Origin of the sequence: Empedobacter sp. GD03865 (assembly GCF_029840775.1) — a bacterium.
Classification (GTDB): domain Bacteria; phylum Bacteroidota; class Bacteroidia; order Flavobacteriales; family Weeksellaceae; genus Empedobacter; species Empedobacter falsenii_B.
In genome coordinates this window covers 17,361-36,732 of sequence record NZ_JAOCDF010000026.1, presented here as the reverse complement: position 1 = coordinate 36,732, position 19,372 = coordinate 17,361, and the positions used below count along the sequence as shown (strand labels likewise).

Here is a 19,372-nt window from a genome sequence, read left to right as displayed (position 1 = left end):
TCTAAAACTTACTATTAAAGCGGTTTCAAAGCTAAAACATAAATTTTTAAAATAAGATTTTGAGAAATAAAATTATATGTTAAACCTTTTAGGTTTCAACTTAATTATCTCTTTTTTAATTAATTATTTTAGAATATTTTTTAAATAATCTAACACATTTTCTATCGAATCAAATTGTTTTACACCATATTTTTCTGCTGTAATATCAACATTCCCTTTTCGCCAAAAACCATCTGGACAAATCACCAAAAGTTTTCCACTTTTTGCATACAATCCCATTTCCAACAAACTAATTGGACTTTTAGAATCTTTTCCAAAAAACATAATAATATAGTCTGCATTTTCCAATGCATTCAATTCCCATTCCACTTGTTTGCGAAATTCGGGCTCTTCTTTCACAGGCTTCCAAGCGGTATTCCAATCATCACGACGAGGATTTAGCAAGATGACTTTTTCATTTTTCAGTTCTTTTGAAACTTTCGCTTGCCAATCTTCAGAATTTCCCATATCAATCGTTCCTCCCAAAAATATCTTTGTACGTTGATCATTTTTAGGAAGTTCATTCGGTGATTTTATTTCAAGAGATTGTGCAAAAATTGTAGTATTCAATAATAGAAATAAGGCAAATAAAATTGCTTTCATGTTGTTTTTGTTTCTGTAAATATAATGAGGTTGTTGATTTTGTATTCAATGACTTTTGTTAGAATGTCTAAAAATTCAATAAAATAAAAAAGCTGAAAATCAATCGTGATTTTCAGCTTCAAAAAAATTACTTTTTAGCTTTTTTGGTTGGTTTTTCTTCAACCACATCTTCCTCATAATAATACTTATGTCTCAGACGTTTTACACCATAAGAGCCATTCACAATTTTTCCTCTTCTCGATTTTTTATCGCCTTTTCCCATTATAAATGTTTTAAAATTAATAAATTCGATTACTTTCTACCCAAGTTAATAATTTCAATTTAGTTAGACAAAAGTTTTACAATTCTTTATCATTTAATCTAACTTTGCGACATCATTTGGCGTGGAGAAAAATTAATTTTAAACCAAATAGAAATGAGTAGAAATACAGATGCAAATAAAAAAGCGCACAAGAAAAAGTTAGATCAAAAGAAACGTAAAGCGCAAGAAGCCGAAGCTGAACGCAAAGCTCGATTGAAAGCAATCAATCAACGATTTAATGATAAAAATAAACCAGAAACGGAAGAATAATGATAAAAATTCTACATACAGCCGATTGGCACTTGGGCAAAAAATTGGATAGTTTTTCGCGATTAGAAGAACAAATTTTAGTGATGAACGAGATTATCGAAATTGCAGATCAACAACAAGTCGATTTGGTACTTATTGCGGGCGATTTATTTGATAATTTTAATCCAAGTGTGGAAGCTGTAGAATTATTTTATAAAACATTAAAAAGACTTTCGAATAACGGAAAACGTCCTGTTGTAGCGATTTCTGGTAATCACGATTCTCCACGTTTGATTGATGCGCCAGATCCGTTGGCACGCGAATGTGGAATTATTTTGATTGGTTATCCAAATGCAAAAATTCAGGAATTTGAATTAAATGATTTCAAAATTTTAAAATCTGTAGAAGGAATGATTGAATTGAAATTAAATTCTTTCGATTACCCGATTCGAATTATTCATACGCCTTATGCAAACGAAATTCGTTTGAAACAATATTTTGGAGAGAATAAAGAAGATGCATTGAATGAAGTTTTAGCGACAAATTGGAAAAATATTGCGGATGAATATTGTGACGAAAATGGTGTTAATTTATTGATAGCACATTTGTATATGAACCAAAAAGGTGCTGAAATTTTAGAGGAACCAGAAGGCGAAAAACCGATTAAAATTGGAAATGCAGATATGATTTTTTCCGAAGCTATTCCGCCTCAAATTCAATATACAGCGCTTGGACATTTGCATGGTTTTAAGAACATCGGAACAGAAGAAAAACCTGTTGTGTACAGCTCTTCGCCTTTGTGTTATAGTTTTTCCGAAGCTGGTCAAACCAAGTATGTTTCGGTAATAGAAGCAGAACCAAATCAAACTATTTCTTATCATAAAATTGAATTAAAGCATGGAAAACCGCTTATTCGAAAAACTTTTGATGATATAAATTTAGCTGTAGAATGGTTGAATGAAAATCAAAATGCGTTGGTTGAATTGATTTTAGAAAGTGATTCTTTTTTGAAAGCTGATGAACGAAAATTGATTTATCAATCACATGATGGAATTATTCATTTGATTCCGAAAGTTAAAAATCAAGAGGTTGAAATGGTTGAGTATAAGTTTGCAGATCAAACAAAAGATATGAAGGAATTGTTTGCAGATTATTTCAAATCGAAAAATGGAAATCAAGAACCAAACGACGAAATAAAGGATTTGTTTAACGAAATTTTGAATTCATAATGATTCCAGTAAAATTAACCATAGAAGGACTTTATTCGTATCAAGAACGTCAAACAATTGACTTTTCTGAATTAACAGAAGCAGGATTATTTGGAATTTTCGGGAATGTAGGTTCCGGAAAATCGTCAATTTTGGAAGCGATTATGTACGTTTTGTATGGCGAAACAGAACGTCTAAATTCCAAAGATAAGCGTGCTTACAATATGATGAATTTGAAATCGAATTTGGCATATATCGAGTTTGATTTCTATAATTTTGAACAAAAATTATTCAGAGCAACACGTGAATTTAAAAGAAATTCGAAACGTTTTGAAGATGTAAAATCGCCAATAGTTGTTTTTTATGAACAAAAAGACAATGAATGGATTCCGCTTAATCATTCGAAAGCAGAAGAAATAATTGGGTTGAGTTACGAAAATTTCAAACGAACAATTATTATTCCGCAAGGGCAATTCAAGGAATTTATTGAGTTGGGTGCAAAAGATCGAACACAAATGATGAAGGAAATTTTTGGACTTCATCGTTATGATTTACAAGATAAAGTTGCAGCTTTAAATTCTCAAAACTTAACGAATTTGAATCAACTAGAAGGGAAATTATCTGGATTTGAAGAAGTTTCGGAAGAAAAAATAAAAGAGCTTGAAGAAAATTTGATTGAGCAAACAAAAGTTACCAATCAAGTTCAAGAAGAATATAATCAAATGAATGAATCATTTCAACGTTTAAAAGCGTTGAAATCAGATTTTGAGACTTTAAAACAAAAGAAAATTGATTTTGAAAAAGTTTCAGTTCAGAAAAATGAAATGGATCAACGAAAACTTGAAATTGAGCGCTATGAATTGATTTTTAATGCGTTTTCTCAACTTTTAGAAAATCATAAAAAACTTTCAAATCAGATTGAAGAAAAGTCAATTTCAGTTGAAAATCAACAAAAACAACTGACTTTAATCGAGAATCAAATCAAAGAAATTTCGAACCAAATTGAAGCGATTAAAACTGATTATGAAACTTTACCAATAAAACGAAAAGAAGAAACAGATTTAGAATTAATAGTTCAAATTTTAACTTTTTCAGAGGAGATAGAAAAGTTAAAAGTAAGAACAGCAAAAGGTTTGAAAGAAGTTGAAGAGGTTCAGAAAAATGAACAGAAAATTGAAGCTTCAATCAAATTATCTGAAAAAGAAGTCAAAACTTTAGCTGAGTCAAAAATAGATGCGCAAACATTGATGGAGGTTGGAAATTGGTTTGTTCAGAATCAAAATTTGCAACAATCTATTCAGAAACAACAAACTAAAATAGATGAGCAAAAGCAACAAATTAATGTTTTCGAAGCTCAATTCAAAACAGATAATATTGAAATTTCAAGTTTTGAAAATTGGTTTAGTTCTGAATTTGAAAAGCTTGAATCAACTAAAAAATCAATTGAAAAACAGAAAAATGAATTAGAAGTTCAGCAAAAGTTGGTTCATTTTGCACATAATTTACACGAAGGTGAATCTTGTCCGCTTTGTGGCGCTTTAGAGCATCCGAATATTGTTGAAATTGATGATATTTCCACGAAATTTGAAGTTGTAAATAATGAATTAAATCAAATTGATGAAAAGTTAAAATCGCTTCAGAAAAAACAAAATGAAGTTCAGAAAATGATTGATCAAAAACAGTTTATTGAAAAACAAATTGCACAAGAAAATCAAGTTTTGAATGATCTGAAAATTGAACAAGAAAATCATCTGAATTTGTTTGTTTGGAAAGATTTTGATTCGAAAAATGTTGAATTATTTGAAGAAAAAAAGAAAGCAGCTATTGCTTTGGACAAAACAATTTCGAATAAAAATAAAGAGATTGAAACTTTTCGTGAAACTTTAGAGAAAGAACGTGAATCTGTTGAAAAATATAAAAATGCTTTAGAAAAATTTAGATTAGAAGAAGCTGAAAAAGCTTCTCAAATCAAGCAAAATCAAGCAAATTTAAAAGTATTGAATTTTGAAGATTTTCAAAGTAAAACAACAGAAAATGTGCTACAGAATTTGAATAATTTAAAACTTAATAATGCGAAAATTGAACAAAATTATATTCAATTTATAGAAAGTTTAAATCAATTAAATCCAAAATTAGCTTCTCAAAAAACTTCAATCGAATTGATTGAAAAACAAATCATTGAGTTGAAAGAAGAATTGGCTATTAATCAAAATCAATTAGAAAAATCATTAGAAAAAAATCAAATACAAAATATTGAAGAAGTTCAATTAGTTTTAAATCAACAGTTTAATGTTTCTGAAATCAGAAAAGAATTAGAAGATTTTAGAATTTTGTTCGAAACTTTGAAAAGTTCAATTCATGAATTAGAGCAGAAATTAGCGGATGTTTCTTTTGATGAAATGATTTATAAAACACAAGAAGAAAAATTAACTTTTGTAACAAATCAATTGAAAGAAGCGAGCGAAATTGTAACAAAAATAAAAACTGAAATTGAGCGATTAAATAAATCTTTTGCAGAAAAGAAAGATTTGTTAATTGAATTGGAAAAATTACAAAAACGAGCGACGAATTTACAAACGATGCGAAATTTGTTTAATTCAGCTGGATTTGTGCAATATGTTTCGTCTATTTATTTGAAACAATTATGTGATAACGCAAATGTGCGATTTCATCGAATGACGAGAAATCAATTGAGTTTACAAATGAATGACAACAATGATTTTGAGATTATAGATTATTTGAACGAAGGTCGTTCACGTAGTGTGAAAACGCTTTCTGGAGGACAATCTTTCCAAGTTTCGTTGTGTTTGGCTTTGGCTTTGGCAGAAAGTGTGCAAACAAATGCGAAGTCGGAAAAGAACTTCTTCTTTATTGATGAAGGTTTTGGAACGCAAGACGCAGATGCGGTAAATATCGTGTTTGAAACGTTGATGAGTTTACAAAAAGAAAACCGAATTGTCGGAATTATTTCTCACGTAGACGAATTAAAAGATCGAATTCCAGTTGCTTTGCAAATCACAAAAGATGAAGAAAGAGGTAGTTTGATAGAAGTTGTTTCGTAAGGTATAATGATTATAAAATAAACCCCAAGATTGAATTTAATCTTGGGGTTTATCATTATATGAAGATAATAATCTATTCCTTAACCTCTGATTTATTCGAAATTAACGACCAAATAATTGTTATTAATAAAACTCCACCAATTATTGACAATGAGATAGTCGATTCAAAATGATAGAATGGCATAATAATCATTTTAATTCCGATAAAACTTAAAATAATCGCTAAGCCGTAATGTAGTTTATTGAATTTATCCATTGAATTTGCCAACAAGAAATACAACGATCGTAGTCCTAAAATTGCAAAAATATTAGATGAATATAGAATAAAAGGATCGTCTGGAGCAACAGCGAATATAGCGGGAATACTATCTACAGCGAAAACCAAATCAGTTACTTCAATTACCATTAAAGCGACGAAAAGTGGTGTTGCCATTTTAATTCCGTTTTGTACAGAAAAGAATTTATCTCCATCAAAATTTGGTGTAACTTTAAAGAATTTGTGTACCAATTTAACACCAAAATTTTGTGATAAATCTTGATTTTCATCATCATCACTTGATTTCCAAGATTTGATTCCGGCGACAATTAAGAAGAAACCAAACAGTGTTAAAACGACATTTGGACGGAAGAATTGTTTTGCTTCAAAATTTGCATGAGTTGCTTCATCACCAAGATTAAAGTGCCAATCTCCAATAGAAAAAGCTGGTAAATAAGTCATTTTAATTAATTCAACTCCTGCAAAAATAAAGATTGCTCTAAAAAGAAGAGCACCTAAAATTCCCCAAAAAAGGACTTTATGTTGATATTCTTTTGGAATTTTAAAGAATCCAAAAACGAGTATGAAGACGAATAAATTATCTACGGATAAGGCTTTTTCTATCCAATACGCCGCCTGGAATTGCGAAAATTTATTGATGGCAAATGCATGTCCATCTGCTTCTTTAAAAACGAAATAAATCACTCCACTAAAAATCATCGCCAAGGAAATCCAAACGATGGTCCAAGTAAGCGCTTCTTTGTTCGAAACCACGTGCGCATTTTTATTAAAAACACCTAAATCAAGTAGTAACATAATAATTACTGCAACCCCAAAAACAGTTATTAGTCCAGGATGATTCAACATGCTATCCTGTACAACACTGAAAATACTCATATAAATTTATTTAATTTGACAATTTACTATAAATTTACCAATCCTAACTTGATTGGCCTTTAAAAAATGTTTCTAAAAAAGAAAAAACAAGCAAAATTAATTTATTCCGGAATGAAAAGAGTAATCGCATACGTATTCTTAACAATTATTTTACCTATAGCTTCGAAAGCGCAACACGTTTCGCCATTGTACAAAGATTCTATTCAGATGAAATGGGTGAATGAGAAGTATAATTCAATGTCATTGGAAGAAAAAGTAGGTCAGTTATTTATCGTTGCAGCCTATACAAATAGAGATGTGGTGCATGAAAATGATATTCAAAAATTAATTGAAGAAGAACATATCGGAGGATTAATTTTTATGCAAGATCAAGCGGCTCATCAAATTGAGTTGACAAATAAATTTCAATCTATTTCTAAAATTCCATTGTTAATTGGAATGGATGCAGAATGGGGATTGGCAATGCGTTTGAAAGGAGTGGAGCGTTTTCCTTGGAATATGACGCTTGGTGCTCTACGCAATAATAAGTTGGTGTATCAAGTTGGAAAACAAATTGGTATACAAGCGAACAGAATGGGTGTTCAGTTTAATTTTTCACCTTCAGTTGATGTCAATGTTAATCCAAATAACCCAATTATCGGGAATCGTTCTTTTGGTTCAAATCCAGATCGAGTTGCAGAAAAAGGAATTGCTTATATGGATGGAATGCGTGCGCAAAACGTATTATCGTCTGCAAAACATTTTCCTGGACATGGAAATACAGATCAAGATTCGCACAAAGTTTTGCCGTTGATTCCAGATAATAAAGCAGATTTAGAGAAATATCACATTGCACCTTTCAAGAAAATGATTGATGAAGGTGTACAGTCAATTATGGTGGCGCATCTAAATGTTCCAGCTTTAGAACCAGATCCAAAAATACCTTCAACTTTATCTAAAAATATTATTACAGATTATTTGAAAGGAGAATTACAATTCAAAGGAATTGTGATTACAGATGCGTTGAATATGGATGGTGTAGCAAAAATGTTTCCTGCTGGTGATGTAGATTATAGAGCATTTGTAGCGGGAAATGATATTTTATTGTTTTCGCAAAATGTACACGTTGGGAAACAAAAAATTATTGATGCAATAAATAAAGGTCAGATTTCTGAAGCACGTTTAGAAGAAAGTGTGAAGAAAATTTTGATGGCAAAATATATTACAGGTTTAAATGAAATAAAAACTTTAAATTCTGCAAATGTTTTAGAAGATTTAAATTCTCCTGAAAATTTAGCGTTAACAACTAAAATTTTTGAGAAAGCTTCGACAGTTGTAAAGAATGAACACAAACTTTTACCAATTAAAAAATTGAATCAAAAAATAGCTTTTGTTCCCCTTGAACAAACAGATTATGATCAATTTTTGAGACATTTACAAAAATATACAAATGTTGAGTTGGTGAAGATTTCAAATCCAAATCAGATCAATTTATTGAATGATTATGATGTGATTATTTCGGGAGCGTTTTTATCGAATGAAACGGTTTACAAACCATATAAATTGTCAGATAACTCGAAAGCAATTTTGAAAGCATTACCAAAAGATAAAAAGAAAATCTTCTCATTATTCACAAGTCCTTATGGTTTGAAAGATCTTGATTTATCAAATTTAGATGCGGTTACAGTTCATTATCAAAATACAAAAGATGCGCAAGCAGCTGCTGCGCAAGTTATTTTTGGAGCAATTGATGCAGATGGAACATTTCCGGTAGATATCAATCAAAACTTGAAAGAAGGGCAAGGAATTGTAACAAAACACATCAAACGTTTAGGATTTACTGCACCTGAAAATGTGAATTTAGGAAAAAAAAACTCTTAGAAATAGATAAACTTGCCGAAGAAGCAATTGCAAATCATTACACGCCTGGAATGCAAATTTTAGTCGCAAAAGACGGGAAAATCGTGTATGATAAAAGCTTTGGAACTCAAGATAAAAATTCTTTAAAAAAAGTGAAGTGGACAGATTTATATGATGTCGCTTCTGTAACAAAGGTGACGGCGACGTTGCCTTTGTTGATGCTGGAGGTAAACGAAGGAAAATTAAACCTTGAGCAAACAATTGGAGAAATTGATAATGATGCAAAAAACTCGAACAAATCTTCCTTAAAAGTTCGTGAAGTATTAGCGCATCAAGCTGGTCTTAAGCCATGGATTGGTTTTTACAATGAAACTGTCAATGTAAAAAATGCGCGATTATATTTAGATTTCTATTCGAGAAAGCAAGATGAGGAACATCAGATAAAAGTTACAGATAACATTTATATTATCAACTCTATTAAAGATACGATTTACGAAGATATTTATAAATCATCTTTAGGCCGTAAATCATACGAATACTCAGACTTAGGCTATTATATTTTCAAGAAGAAATTAGAAAAGGATTTTGGGAAAGATTTGAATCAACTGACACAAGAAAAATTTTATCAATCATTGGGAATGTATCGCACAACGTTTAATCCAAAAGAAAAATTTAGTTTAGAAGATATTATTCCAACCGAATACGACAAAACCTATAGAAATCAATTGGTACATGGTTTTGTACACGATCAAGGAGCTGCGATGATGGGCGGAATTGCTGGTCATGCTGGTTTATTCTCTAACTCGATTGATTTGGCAAAATTGATGCAAATGTATTTGAATGGTGGAGAATATGGCGATGAGGTTTATTTGAAGCCAGAGATAGTTGCGGAATTTACAAAACAACAATTCAAAGGAAATCATCGTGGAGCTGGTTTTGATAAAATGCAACATATTTCTAAAGTTGGCCCATCTGTCGAAAGTTTTGGTCATACAGGTTTTACTGGATCTATGGTTTGGGCTGATCCTAAATATAATATAGTGTATATTTTTCTTTCGAATCGTGTCAATGAAACCGTCGAACCAAATTATCTTTCCATTAAAAAAGTGAGAGAAAATATTCGACAAGTAATTTATGAAGCAATTTTACCTTAAATTTGTCTAAATAAAAATCGCGAATGAAAATAGGAATTGTATGCTATCCAACCTATGGAGGAAGTGGAATTGTGGCAACAGAACTGGGAATGGATTTAGCAGAAAAAGGTCATGAAGTACATTTTTTTAGCACAAATGTTCCTGCGAGATTAAACATCAAATTACCAAATATATACTTTCATCGAATTCATGTCGAAACGTATCCATTGTTTCAATATCAGCCATACGATTTGGCGTTGAGTACAATTTTGTATGATAAAGTTTTGCATTACGAATTAGATTTGGTGCATGTACATTATGCGATCCCGCATGCGTATGCGGCGTATTTTACGAAACAAATGTTGGCTCGAAAGGGGTATAAATTACCAATTGTAACAACGTTGCACGGAACAGATATTACGTTGGTAGGGAAACATCCTGTGTATAAAACGGCTGTTGAATTTTCGATCAATGAATCGGATGCCGTAACATCGGTTTCCGAAAGTTTGAAACAAGATACTTTATGTGCATTTGACATTACAAATGAGATAGAAGTTGTCCCAAACTTTATTGATAATGATCAATATTTGCCAGAGAAATGTGTGTGTTGTCGTGATAATTTTGCGCAACCAAAAGAGAAGGTAATTTTGCACACTTCAAACTTGAGAAAGGTAAAACGTATTGAAGATGTAATTGGAACGTTTAATTTGATCCAGAAACAAATTCCATCGAAATTGATTATTGCTGGAGAAGGTCCTGAATGGGATATGGCGGATCAAATGATTCAAGAATTTGGAATTCAAGATAAAGTGAAAAGTCTTGGAATGGTAAGTGACTTGAATGATGTTTTGAAAGCGGCAGATTTATTCCTTTTACCGTCTGAACAAGAAAGTTTTGGATTGGCAGCACTTGAAGCTATGGCGGCAAGTGTTCCGGTTATTTCGTCCAATGCAGGCGGAATTCCAGAAGTAAATATTAACGGAGTCACTGGTTTTGTTTGCCCAGTAGGAGATATCGAAATGATGGCAGAAAAAGCGATTTATATTTTAGAGGACGAAAAGCGTTTGGCAGAGTTTAGTTATCAAGCAAAAGAACAAGCGATACGATTTGATAAAACGAATATTCTTCCGCAATATGAAGAATTGTACCGCAAAGTAATTGCAAAATCTAAAATCGGGTAAATCCCGATTTTTTTTATTCATCCTCATTCAAAACCTTTATTGAAAAACTGACAATATATTTTATTGGCATAACGTTTGACTTATTTATACTCGCTTTTCTAAATGCTTTAGACAAGATTCAAATCTTAATAATGTTGTTATTATGAAAGGCTTTCGTCAGTTAAAAATAGTTTTACTGACACTTTGAACGTATAAAAAAATTATGAACATAGACAATTTGTCATTAGCACAAGTAATGGAAGAAGAAATCGAATTAATTCCTTTGATGAGTAAAGACGAAGAAAGTAAGCTAAATAAGCAAGATATTTCTTCGGTATTGCCTATTTTATCGTTAAGAAACACTGTCTTATTTCCGGGTGTGGTTGCGCCAATTACCGCGGGTAGAGATAAATCTATACAACTTTTAACACAAGCTTACAAAGAAGATCGCATTATTGGAGTGCTTTCGCAGAAAGAAATTGCTGTGGAAGATCCTACACAAGACGATTTGTATACAGTTGGTACAGTTGCGAAAATCATGCGAATGATAAAATTGCCAGATGGAAACATTACGGTGATTTTACAAGGGATGAAACGCTTCAAAGTTAAAGAATTTGTATCAAATGATCCTTATTTCAAGGCTGAAGTAGAAATTTTGACAGAAAAAGTTCCGACATCACGCAACAAAGAATATCCAATTATTATTGAATCAATTCGTGATTTAGCTTTTCAGATTGTAGAAGAAAATCCAATGTTGCCTTCGGAAGCTGCAGGAGCTATAAAAAGTATCGAAAGTAATACATTTCTAATCAACTTTGTAGCGTCTAATTTGACGTTAAGTTTAGATGAAAAACAGTTGTTATTAGAAATTTCTGATATGAAACTTCGGGCAATGGAAGTGATGCGTTTTATGAATGTTGAGCTTCAGAAATTGGAATTAAAGAATACGATTCAGAATAAAGTTCGCAAAGAATTAGATCAACAACAAAAAGAATATTTCTTAAATCAACAAATCAAATCGATTCAAGAAGAATTAGGAGGGAATTCGACAGAAGAAGAAATTAATGAAATGCGCAAACGTGCTTTAACGAAAAGTTGGAGCGAAGATGTAGCAAATCATTTTGATAAAGAAATCAACCGTCTTTCTCGTCTAAATCCGCAAATGCCAGAACATAATATTCAGCGTAATTACCTTGAATTTATGTTGGATTTACCTTGGAATACCTTAACGAAAGATAACTTTGATATCAAGAATGCAAAGAAAATTTTAGATCATGATCATTATGGTTTAGAAGATGTGAAAGAGCGTATTTTGGAACATCTTGCAGTCTTGAAATTGAAAGGAGATATGCGTTCGCCAATTCTTTGTTTATATGGACCTCCGGGTGTTGGTAAAACATCGTTAGGAAAATCTATTTCAGAAGCGATTGGACGAAAATATGTACGTATGTCGTTGGGTGGTTTACACGACGAATCTGAGATTCGTGGTCATCGTAAAACCTATATTGGAGCGATGCCAGGAAGAATTTTACAGTCAATCAAAAAATCTGAATCGTCGAATCCGGTTTTTGTTTTAGATGAGATTGATAAAATGTCGGCTAGTGCGCATGGAGATCCTTCATCAGCAATGTTAGAGGTTTTAGATCCAGAGCAAAATTCAACTTTTTATGATAATTTCTTAGAAATTGGCTACGATTTATCGAAAGTATTTTTCATAGCGACAGCCAATAATATTGGAGATATTCCAAGTCCGTTACGTGATCGTATGGAGATGATTAATATTGCAGGTTATACAATCGAGGAAAAATCTGAAATCGTAAAACGTCACCTTTTACCAAAACAACTAACAGAACATGGCTTGAAAGAGAAAGATGTTGTGTTAGGAAAAAAAGAAATCGAATATTTAATAACAGGTTATACGCGTGAATCTGGTGTTCGTAAATTGAATCAGAAAGTTGCGAAATTAGTTCGTTCAGCTGCAAAACATATTGCGTTGGAAGAAGAATTTAATACTAAATATTCAATTGAAGATATTTCGAAAATCTTAGGTCCTTCTATTACGCCAGATCAATACGAGAACAATGAAGTTCCAGGTGTTGTGGTTGGTTTAGCTTGGACAAGTGTTGGAGGGGATATATTGTTTATCGAATCTATTTTATCGAAAGCAAAAAATGGTGGACTTTCTATCACAGGAAATTTAGGAACTGTGATGAAAGAATCTGCAACAATTGCATTAGAATACATCAAATCGCATGCGGATGAATTGGGAATTAAACCAGAAGTTTTCGAGAATTATAAAGTTCATATTCACGTTCCGGAAGGAGCAACGCCAAAAGATGGACCATCTGCCGGAATTACAATGTTGACGTCTTTGGTTTCGTCTTTTACACAACGAAAAGTAAAAGCAAAATTAGCAATGACAGGTGAGATCACGCTTCGTGGAAAAGTGTTGCCAGTTGGCGGAATTAAAGAGAAAATTTTAGCGGCAAAACGTGCAAATATCAAAGAAATTATTTTGTGCGAAGATAACCGAAAAGATATTGAAGAAATTAAAGCAGAATACGTAAAAGGAATGACTTTTCATTTTGTAAAAGAAATGAAAGAAGTTTTGGATATTGCTTTAACGAATCAAAAAGTAAAAGGAGCAAAGGTTTTGGATTAATCTATAAATCTTTTTAGAACATATAAAAAGGAACTCAATTTAGAGTTCCTTTTTTGTTTATTATAGAATACTAATATCTTCTAAATTTGGATTTTTAGATTTAATTAAATTAATTTTCCATTCCCGTTTCCAATTTTTCAATTGCTTTTCTCTTAACATATCTTGACTAATTGAAGTAAAATCTTCAAAATAAATTAATGATTTTACATTGTATTTTTGAGTGAAAGCTGAACCAATTCCTTCTTTATGAGCTTCTATTCTTTTAATTAAATTGTTGGTAACTCCAATATAGAAAACAGTTCGATATTTGTTTGTAAGTATATAAACATAATATATTTTCATAAGAATTCCTTATATGATATGTTCCTGAAACGAGTTCAGGATGACTTCGTTAGATAAACTAATTTAAGGATTATTAATGATAATGTAGAGAAAGAATGTCAAGCTGAATTCATTTCAGCTTCGCATCAACATAAAAGGAACTCAATTTAGAGTTCCTTTTTTTGTATACTTTATCTTAACTTTAGTCTAAATCTTAACCTTAGTTTTACTTTATCTTATAAGCAATTCCCCAAAAAACAGGCATATTAAAAGGACCACTATATTTCCCATAACCAGGAATAACCAAAGGATCAATTCCTTGATCTTTTTTACCACCAATATAAGCTGCAGGATGTAAGGCTAATTCACCATAAAAATTCTTAAAAATCTCTACACGTCCACCGACAACAGCTTCTATCCAATAACTACTTACATTCGCTTTTGGCAAACTTCCTGTCCCTATAATCTCATTTGATTGTAAATCTCTAATCGGATAACTATTGATGGTTTGCGAATATTTAGAATACGCAATTCGTCCACCAATGTAAATTCCGTTCGATTGATTTTCGATATCTTGCGTTATAAACCAGTTTGCACCAAGTTTTGCAAAAACGCCGTCAACATCAACATCCCAATTGATTTCATTGAAATTATTTTTCTCGAAACCAGCTTCTACAACGGCATGCCACTTATTATTGATTTGATAAGAAGCATAAGCGCTAACTCCTTTTTTATCGTTGAAAGCAGAAACAATTGGATTGAAAACGTCTACACCGATAAAAATATCGTGGTATTTTTTTTTGAGAATAGAATCTGTAACCGAAACTTTTGTTGAATCAGTTTTATTTTCTTGACCAAATGCAAAATTAATTGCGCTCGTCAGCAAAAAGCTTAATAATAGTTGTCGAACCATCTTTAATTTCAGTATTTACAGTTTCTATTTTCTTTATCCAATTTCCAGCTCCATTTCCAGTTTTTGTTACCAATTTTACATCAACTCCTTTAAAAGTTAATCCAAAACCACAAGCTTTAGAAGTATAGCCATTTCCAAGCGTATCGTATTTTAAAATCAATCGATCACGTTTTGCAGGAATTGTTCTGATGACTTTACCCGTTATAGAATCTTTTACATCTATATCTGGACCTTGCGCTATAGTATAGTAAATCTCTTTTTTACTATTTTGACGCAAAGCAATTCCGAAACTCGTTTTTCCTAAAGCAGAATTTTTTTCGATTAAGACAGTATCTTTACTCGTTCCTGTAGCTTCTCTAATTCCTTTCGTAATCGAATCATTATAAACATAAGCCCAATAATAAATAGAATCTTCCAAAGGAACATTTGTTCCATCATAATACATATTAGCAACCATGCGTGGAACATCACCTTCGTCGGTACAAATATCATCATCTTCGCAACTATAAAATGCTAAAGAAATTATAGAAGCAAAAATTGAGTAGGCTAGAAAACGTTGAATATTTTTCATTTTTTTTTGATTGAATTTTAAATTCGCTCTAAAAGTACAATATTTTCTACATGATGTGTTTGTGGAAACATATCAACTGGTTGAACTTTAACAATTTTATATTGATCTTTCATCAATTCTAAATCGCGCGCTTGTGTAGCAGAGTTACACGAAACATAAACAACACGTTTAGGATTCATAAACAAAATATTTTCAACCACTTTTTTATGCATTCCATCACGTGGAGGATCAGTAATAATTACATCTGGAATTCCGTGTTCGTTAATGAAATCTTGATTCAAGACATCTTTCATATCACCACAATAGAAATCACAATTATCAATTCCATTAAATTTTGCTGCCGCTTTTGCTGCATCAATTGCTTCTTGAACAGATTCTACACCAACTACTTTTTTCGCTTTTTTCGAAACGAATTGCGCAATTGTTCCAGTTCCAGTATATAAATCGTATACTAATTCATCTCCAGTTAAACCTGCAAAATCACGTGTTAATTTATATAATTCGTAAGCTTGTTCTGGATTTGTTTGATAGAAAGATTTTGGACCAATTTTAAAGTTCAAATCTTCCATCTTTTCCATAATATGATCATCTCCAGCAAAAACTTCGATATCTAAATCATAAACAGAATCGTTTTGTTTTGGATTAATCGCATACAATAAAGATGTGATTTCAGGGAATTTATCTTTCAAGTTTTGTAAGAAAGCTTCACGATTTTCTTTCTCTTCTCGGAAGAATTGAACCAAAACCATTACTTGTCCATTCTGAGAAGTACGAATCATTAATGTTCTTAATAAACCTTCTTGATTTTTTAAGTCAAAGAAATCCAAGTGATGTTCTAATGCAAATCGTTTTGCTTCGACACGAATCGCATTCGAAGGATCACGTTGTAAGTGACATTTTGTAACATCCAAAACTTTAGACCAAGCGCCAGGAATATGGAATCCAACTACGTCGCGGTCGTCAAATTCTTTACCTGATTGAATTTCTTCTAACGTTAACCAACGTGCATTAGAAAAAGTAAACTCTAATTTATTACGGTAAAAATATTGTTCTTTAGAACCTAAAATTGGAACAATTTCAGCATCTAAATCTTTGAAACCTCCGATACGAACCAAATTGTTAACCACTTCGTCATGCTTAAATTTTAATTGCGCATCATAGCTCATATCTTGCCATTTACAACCACCGCAAACACCAAAATGCTCACATTCTGGCTGAACGCGATAAGGAGATTTTGTGTGAATTTCGATTGCTTGTCCTTCTAAATAGCTGCTTTTTTTCTTCAAAACGTGTACATCTACAACGTCTCCTGGAATTGCGCCTTTTATCAGAACCGTTTTCCCTTCCTCTGTTTTACCAACCGATACACCTTTTGCACCAGCACGTAAAACTTCTATATTATTTAATATGATTTTTTGTTTCGCTTTTCTTGACATTTTGCAAAGGTAAGGAAGTCCCCGAAATATTCAATTTTTTATCTTTTTTTGGAATCAATCTTTGTATTTTAAATAAAATTTTTACTTTTACAACATAAAATCTATCGGTTTTATAGATTATTATTTTATTGAATAAATTTATTTAGGATAATTTTCTTTAAATTGTTTAAAAAATAGGTTTGTTATTTAAATTATTCTATTAATTATATTTATTTAGAAAAATAATATAATTTTGAACTCAGAAATGAAACAAGAAAAATGAAAAAAATAGTATTTAATATGTCAATGTATATGTGTCGCTCTTTACAAGAGGAGGAATATGTTGTGATGTATTAATTACGAAAATAATAGTTCATGAACTCCTCCAAAATTTTGAGGAGTTTTTTATTGTCAAAAAATAAGTTAGAAAGTTAGAAAGAATGTCAAGTCAAGAAAAAAATTATTTAAATCAATTAGAAGACGAAGCAATCTATATTCTGAGAGAAACAGCTGCTCAATTTGAGCGTCCAGCATTGTTATTTTCAGGAGGAAAAGATTCGATTGTTTTGATTCATTTAGCTTTGAAAGCCTTTCGTCCAGGGAAATTTCCTTTTCCTTTGGTACACGTAGATACAGGACACAATTTTCCTGAAGCGATAAAATTTAGAGATTATTTGGTTGATAAAATCGGTGAAAAATTGATTGTAGCCTCTGTAGAAAATGCTATAAAAAAATATAATCTGAAAGAAACTTCTGGCCGTTTTCCTTCTCGTAATGCCTTACAAACGTATGCGTTATTAGATGTGATTGAAGAAAATGAATTTGATGCATGTATTGGAGGAGCTCGTCGCGATGAAGAAAAAGCACGTGCAAAAGAGCGTATTTTCTCAGTTCGTGATGATTTTGGCCAATGGGACCCGAAACTTCAACGTCCAGAATTGTGGAATATTTTGAACGGAAGAATTGAAAAAGGACATAATGTACGTGTTTTTCCGATTAGCAATTGGACAGAATTAGATGTTTGGAATTACATAAAACAAAATAACATCGAATTACCAAATTTATACTTTGCCCACGAGCGCGAATGTATTGTTTACAATGATAAATTAATTGCGACTTCAGATTTTATTCAGCCAAATGCAGACGATGAGGTTGTCGTAGAAAAAGTACGTTACAGAACGGTTGGTGATATGACGTGTACAGCGGCTGTACCTTCGGATTCTTCTACGATTGACGATATCATTACTGATATTATTAATACAAGAATTAGCGAAAGAGGACAAACTCGTTTGGATGATCAATTGTCAGAATCGGCGATGGAAGAACGTAAAAAACAAGGTTATTTCTAAGTCAAAATTTTTTTAAACAAAACTCTATAATATCTATAGGAATTAAGTAAAATGAATGCATTAAAATTTATAACAGCAGGAAACGTAGACGATGGTAAAAGTACTTTAATAGGGCGTTTACTTTACGATTCGAATAGTATTCACACCGATCAATTGGGTGTTTTAGAAAAACGTAAATCAAATGAAGACGACGAAATTGATTTGTCTTTGATTACAGATGGTTTACGTGCCGAGCGCGAACAAGGAATTACAATAGACGTAGCGTACAAATATTTTTCGACTGCAAAACGAAAATTTATTATTGCAGATGCGCCTGGACATGAGCAATACACGCGAAATATGATTACAGGAGCTTCAAATTCAGAGTTGATTATTATTTTGGTTGATGCACGTAAAGGAATCACTTCTCAAACAAAACGTCATGCAAGTATTGGATCGTTAATGGGAATTAAAAAAGCAATTATCGCCATTAATAAAATTGATTTGGTTGATTATTCACAAGATATTTTCGAAAAGATAAAAAATAATTTTCAACAAATTCAAGATCAATTGAATTATGATGAAGTAACTTTTATTCCAGTTTCTGCTTTGGTTGGCGATAATATTGTCGAAAAATCTGCAAAAACGCCTTGGTACAATGGAGAAACATTATTGCATCAATTGGAAACAATTTCGATTGAAACAGATAAAAATTTAGCAGCTCGTTTTCAGGTTCAATGGGTAATTCGTCCAAAAGATGAAGAGCATCACGATTATAGAGGTTATGCGGGGCAAATTTTGAGTGGAGCCTACAAAGTTGGGGATTCTATTAAAGTTTATCCATCAAATATCGAATCAAAAATTGTTAAAATAGAACGTCATTTGGAAGAAGTACAACATGCTGAAGCAGGAGAAAATGTTGTGATTCATCTCGAAAATAATATAGATATAAGTAGAGGAAATACAATTGTAAAAGCTTCCGAAGAACCGCAAACGACAAATGAACCAAAGGCTTGGATTTGTTGGCTAGACAATAATGCTTTGCAACAAGGAAAAACGTATGTGTTGCAACATCGTTTTCATTCAGTTCGTGCAAAAATCAAAACAATCGATCAACAATGGGATATTAATAATTGGGAATTTATTCCATCTGAAGAAATCAAATTAAATGATATTGGACAAGTGGTTTTAAAAACAAATCAACCTTTATTTTTCGATTCTTTCAAAGAAAATATTCATACAGGAAATGCCATTTTGATTGACGAAACAACAAAAAATACAGTCGCAGCTTTAATGTTTATTGACTAAAATTCGTCAGTTCGAGTGATTTTTAGAAATGAATTTATAAAAATTATATCGAGAACTAAGATGAATTTTATTTTCCATAATTTTTTATTGATACAAAATTCCACTCG

At 31.7% G+C, this 19,372-nt stretch carries 16 protein-coding genes; 9 read left to right on the top strand and 7 right to left on the bottom strand.

Going from position 1 to position 19,372, the window contains the following annotated elements; translation table 11 throughout:
• Positions 1-123: 123 nt before the first annotated feature.
• Positions 124-642 (bottom strand): nucleoside 2-deoxyribosyltransferase domain-containing protein, encoded by a 519-nt coding sequence (locus tag N5D46_RS10425; RefSeq protein WP_125348795.1) that lies wholly within the window; start codon positions 640-642, stop codon positions 124-126.
• 127 nt (positions 643-769) lie between these two features.
• The gene (locus N5D46_RS10420) at positions 770-904 is read right to left on the bottom strand and encodes a 30S ribosomal protein THX (RefSeq protein WP_084106891.1); all 135 of its coding nucleotides are present in this window, start codon (positions 902-904) and stop codon (positions 770-772) included.
• 153 nt (positions 905-1,057) lie between these two features.
• Between N5D46_RS10420 and N5D46_RS10415 the strand changes: the two genes are divergently transcribed.
• Genes N5D46_RS10415 through N5D46_RS10405 form a run of 3 tightly spaced genes read left to right on the top strand, consistent with a single transcriptional unit; the run spans position 1,058 to position 5,462 of the window.
• Positions 1,058-1,213: a hypothetical protein gene (locus N5D46_RS10415; RefSeq protein WP_185144078.1), complete on the top strand. Its 156-nt coding sequence runs from the start codon at positions 1,058-1,060 to the stop codon at positions 1,211-1,213.
• A gap of 2 nt (positions 1,214-1,215) precedes the next feature.
• Positions 1,216-2,421, top strand: coding sequence for an exonuclease subunit SbcD (gene sbcD / locus N5D46_RS10410; RefSeq protein ID WP_280049922.1), 1,206 nt, complete (start codon positions 1,216-1,218; stop codon positions 2,419-2,421).
• Positions 2,421-5,462 carry an SMC family ATPase gene (locus N5D46_RS10405; RefSeq protein ID WP_280049912.1) on the top strand — a complete coding sequence of 1,014 codons (3,042 nt, stop codon included), beginning with the start codon at positions 2,421-2,423 and terminating at the stop codon, positions 5,460-5,462. The genes sbcD and N5D46_RS10405 overlap by 1 nt, the downstream gene beginning before the upstream one ends.
• Before the next feature lie 73 nt (positions 5,463-5,535).
• On the opposite strand, the gene N5D46_RS10400 is transcribed toward N5D46_RS10405, so the two are convergent.
• Positions 5,536-6,615 (bottom strand): TerC family protein, encoded by a 1,080-nt coding sequence (locus N5D46_RS10400; RefSeq protein ID WP_280049911.1) that lies wholly within the window; start codon positions 6,613-6,615, stop codon positions 5,536-5,538.
• Positions 6,616-6,726: 111 nt separating this feature from the next.
• On the opposite strand from N5D46_RS10400, the gene N5D46_RS10395 reads away from it, so the two are divergent.
• The 4 genes from N5D46_RS10395 to lon all read left to right on the top strand — a co-directional run bounded on the left by N5D46_RS10395 (position 6,727) and on the right by lon (position 13,409).
• Entirely contained in the window at positions 6,727-8,475 is a 1,749-nt protein-coding gene (locus N5D46_RS10395; RefSeq protein WP_260391930.1) for a glycoside hydrolase family 3 protein, read from the top strand.
• Between the two features lie 2 nt (positions 8,476-8,477).
• Entirely contained in the window at positions 8,478-9,608 is a 1,131-nt protein-coding gene (locus N5D46_RS10390) for a serine hydrolase (RefSeq protein ID WP_125348799.1), read from the top strand.
• A 23-nt stretch (positions 9,609-9,631) separates the two neighbouring features.
• Positions 9,632-10,768, top strand: coding sequence for an N-acetyl-alpha-D-glucosaminyl L-malate synthase BshA (gene bshA / locus N5D46_RS10385; protein ID WP_280049910.1), 1,137 nt, complete (start codon positions 9,632-9,634; stop codon positions 10,766-10,768).
• 202 nt (positions 10,769-10,970) lie between these two features.
• Entirely contained in the window at positions 10,971-13,409 is a 2,439-nt protein-coding gene (lon, locus tag N5D46_RS10380) for an endopeptidase La (protein ID WP_280049909.1), read from the top strand.
• Between the two features lie 60 nt (positions 13,410-13,469).
• Here the strand turns inward: lon and N5D46_RS10375 are convergent, their stop codons facing one another.
• From N5D46_RS10375 to rlmD, 4 genes are all read right to left on the bottom strand, one after another.
• On the bottom strand, positions 13,470-13,751 hold the full coding sequence (locus N5D46_RS10375; RefSeq protein ID WP_125348802.1) for a GIY-YIG nuclease family protein: 282 nt from the start codon (positions 13,749-13,751) through the stop codon (positions 13,470-13,472).
• Between the two features lie 205 nt (positions 13,752-13,956).
• Entirely contained in the window at positions 13,957-14,643 is a 687-nt protein-coding gene (locus N5D46_RS10370) for a DUF6048 family protein (protein ID WP_280035559.1), read from the bottom strand.
• Positions 14,597-15,214 carry a DUF6452 family protein gene (locus N5D46_RS10365; protein ID WP_280049908.1) on the bottom strand — a complete coding sequence of 206 codons (618 nt, stop codon included), beginning with the start codon at positions 15,212-15,214 and terminating at the stop codon, positions 14,597-14,599. Before N5D46_RS10365 ends, N5D46_RS10370 begins: the two co-directional genes overlap by 47 nt.
• 17 nt (positions 15,215-15,231) lie before the next feature.
• Entirely contained in the window at positions 15,232-16,650 is a 1,419-nt protein-coding gene (gene rlmD / locus N5D46_RS10360; RefSeq protein WP_221856669.1) for a 23S rRNA (uracil(1939)-C(5))-methyltransferase RlmD, read from the bottom strand.
• 419 nt (positions 16,651-17,069) lie between these two features.
• Between rlmD and cysD the strand changes: the two genes are divergently transcribed.
• On the top strand, positions 17,070-17,978 hold the full coding sequence (gene cysD / locus N5D46_RS10355) for a sulfate adenylyltransferase subunit 2 (protein WP_280049907.1): 909 nt from the start codon (positions 17,070-17,072) through the stop codon (positions 17,976-17,978).
• A gap of 51 nt (positions 17,979-18,029) precedes the next feature.
• Complete coding sequence (locus N5D46_RS10350; RefSeq protein ID WP_280049906.1) at positions 18,030-19,265, top strand: GTP-binding protein; 1,236 nt, start codon at positions 18,030-18,032, stop codon at positions 19,263-19,265.
• Positions 19,266-19,372 lie beyond the last annotated feature (107 nt).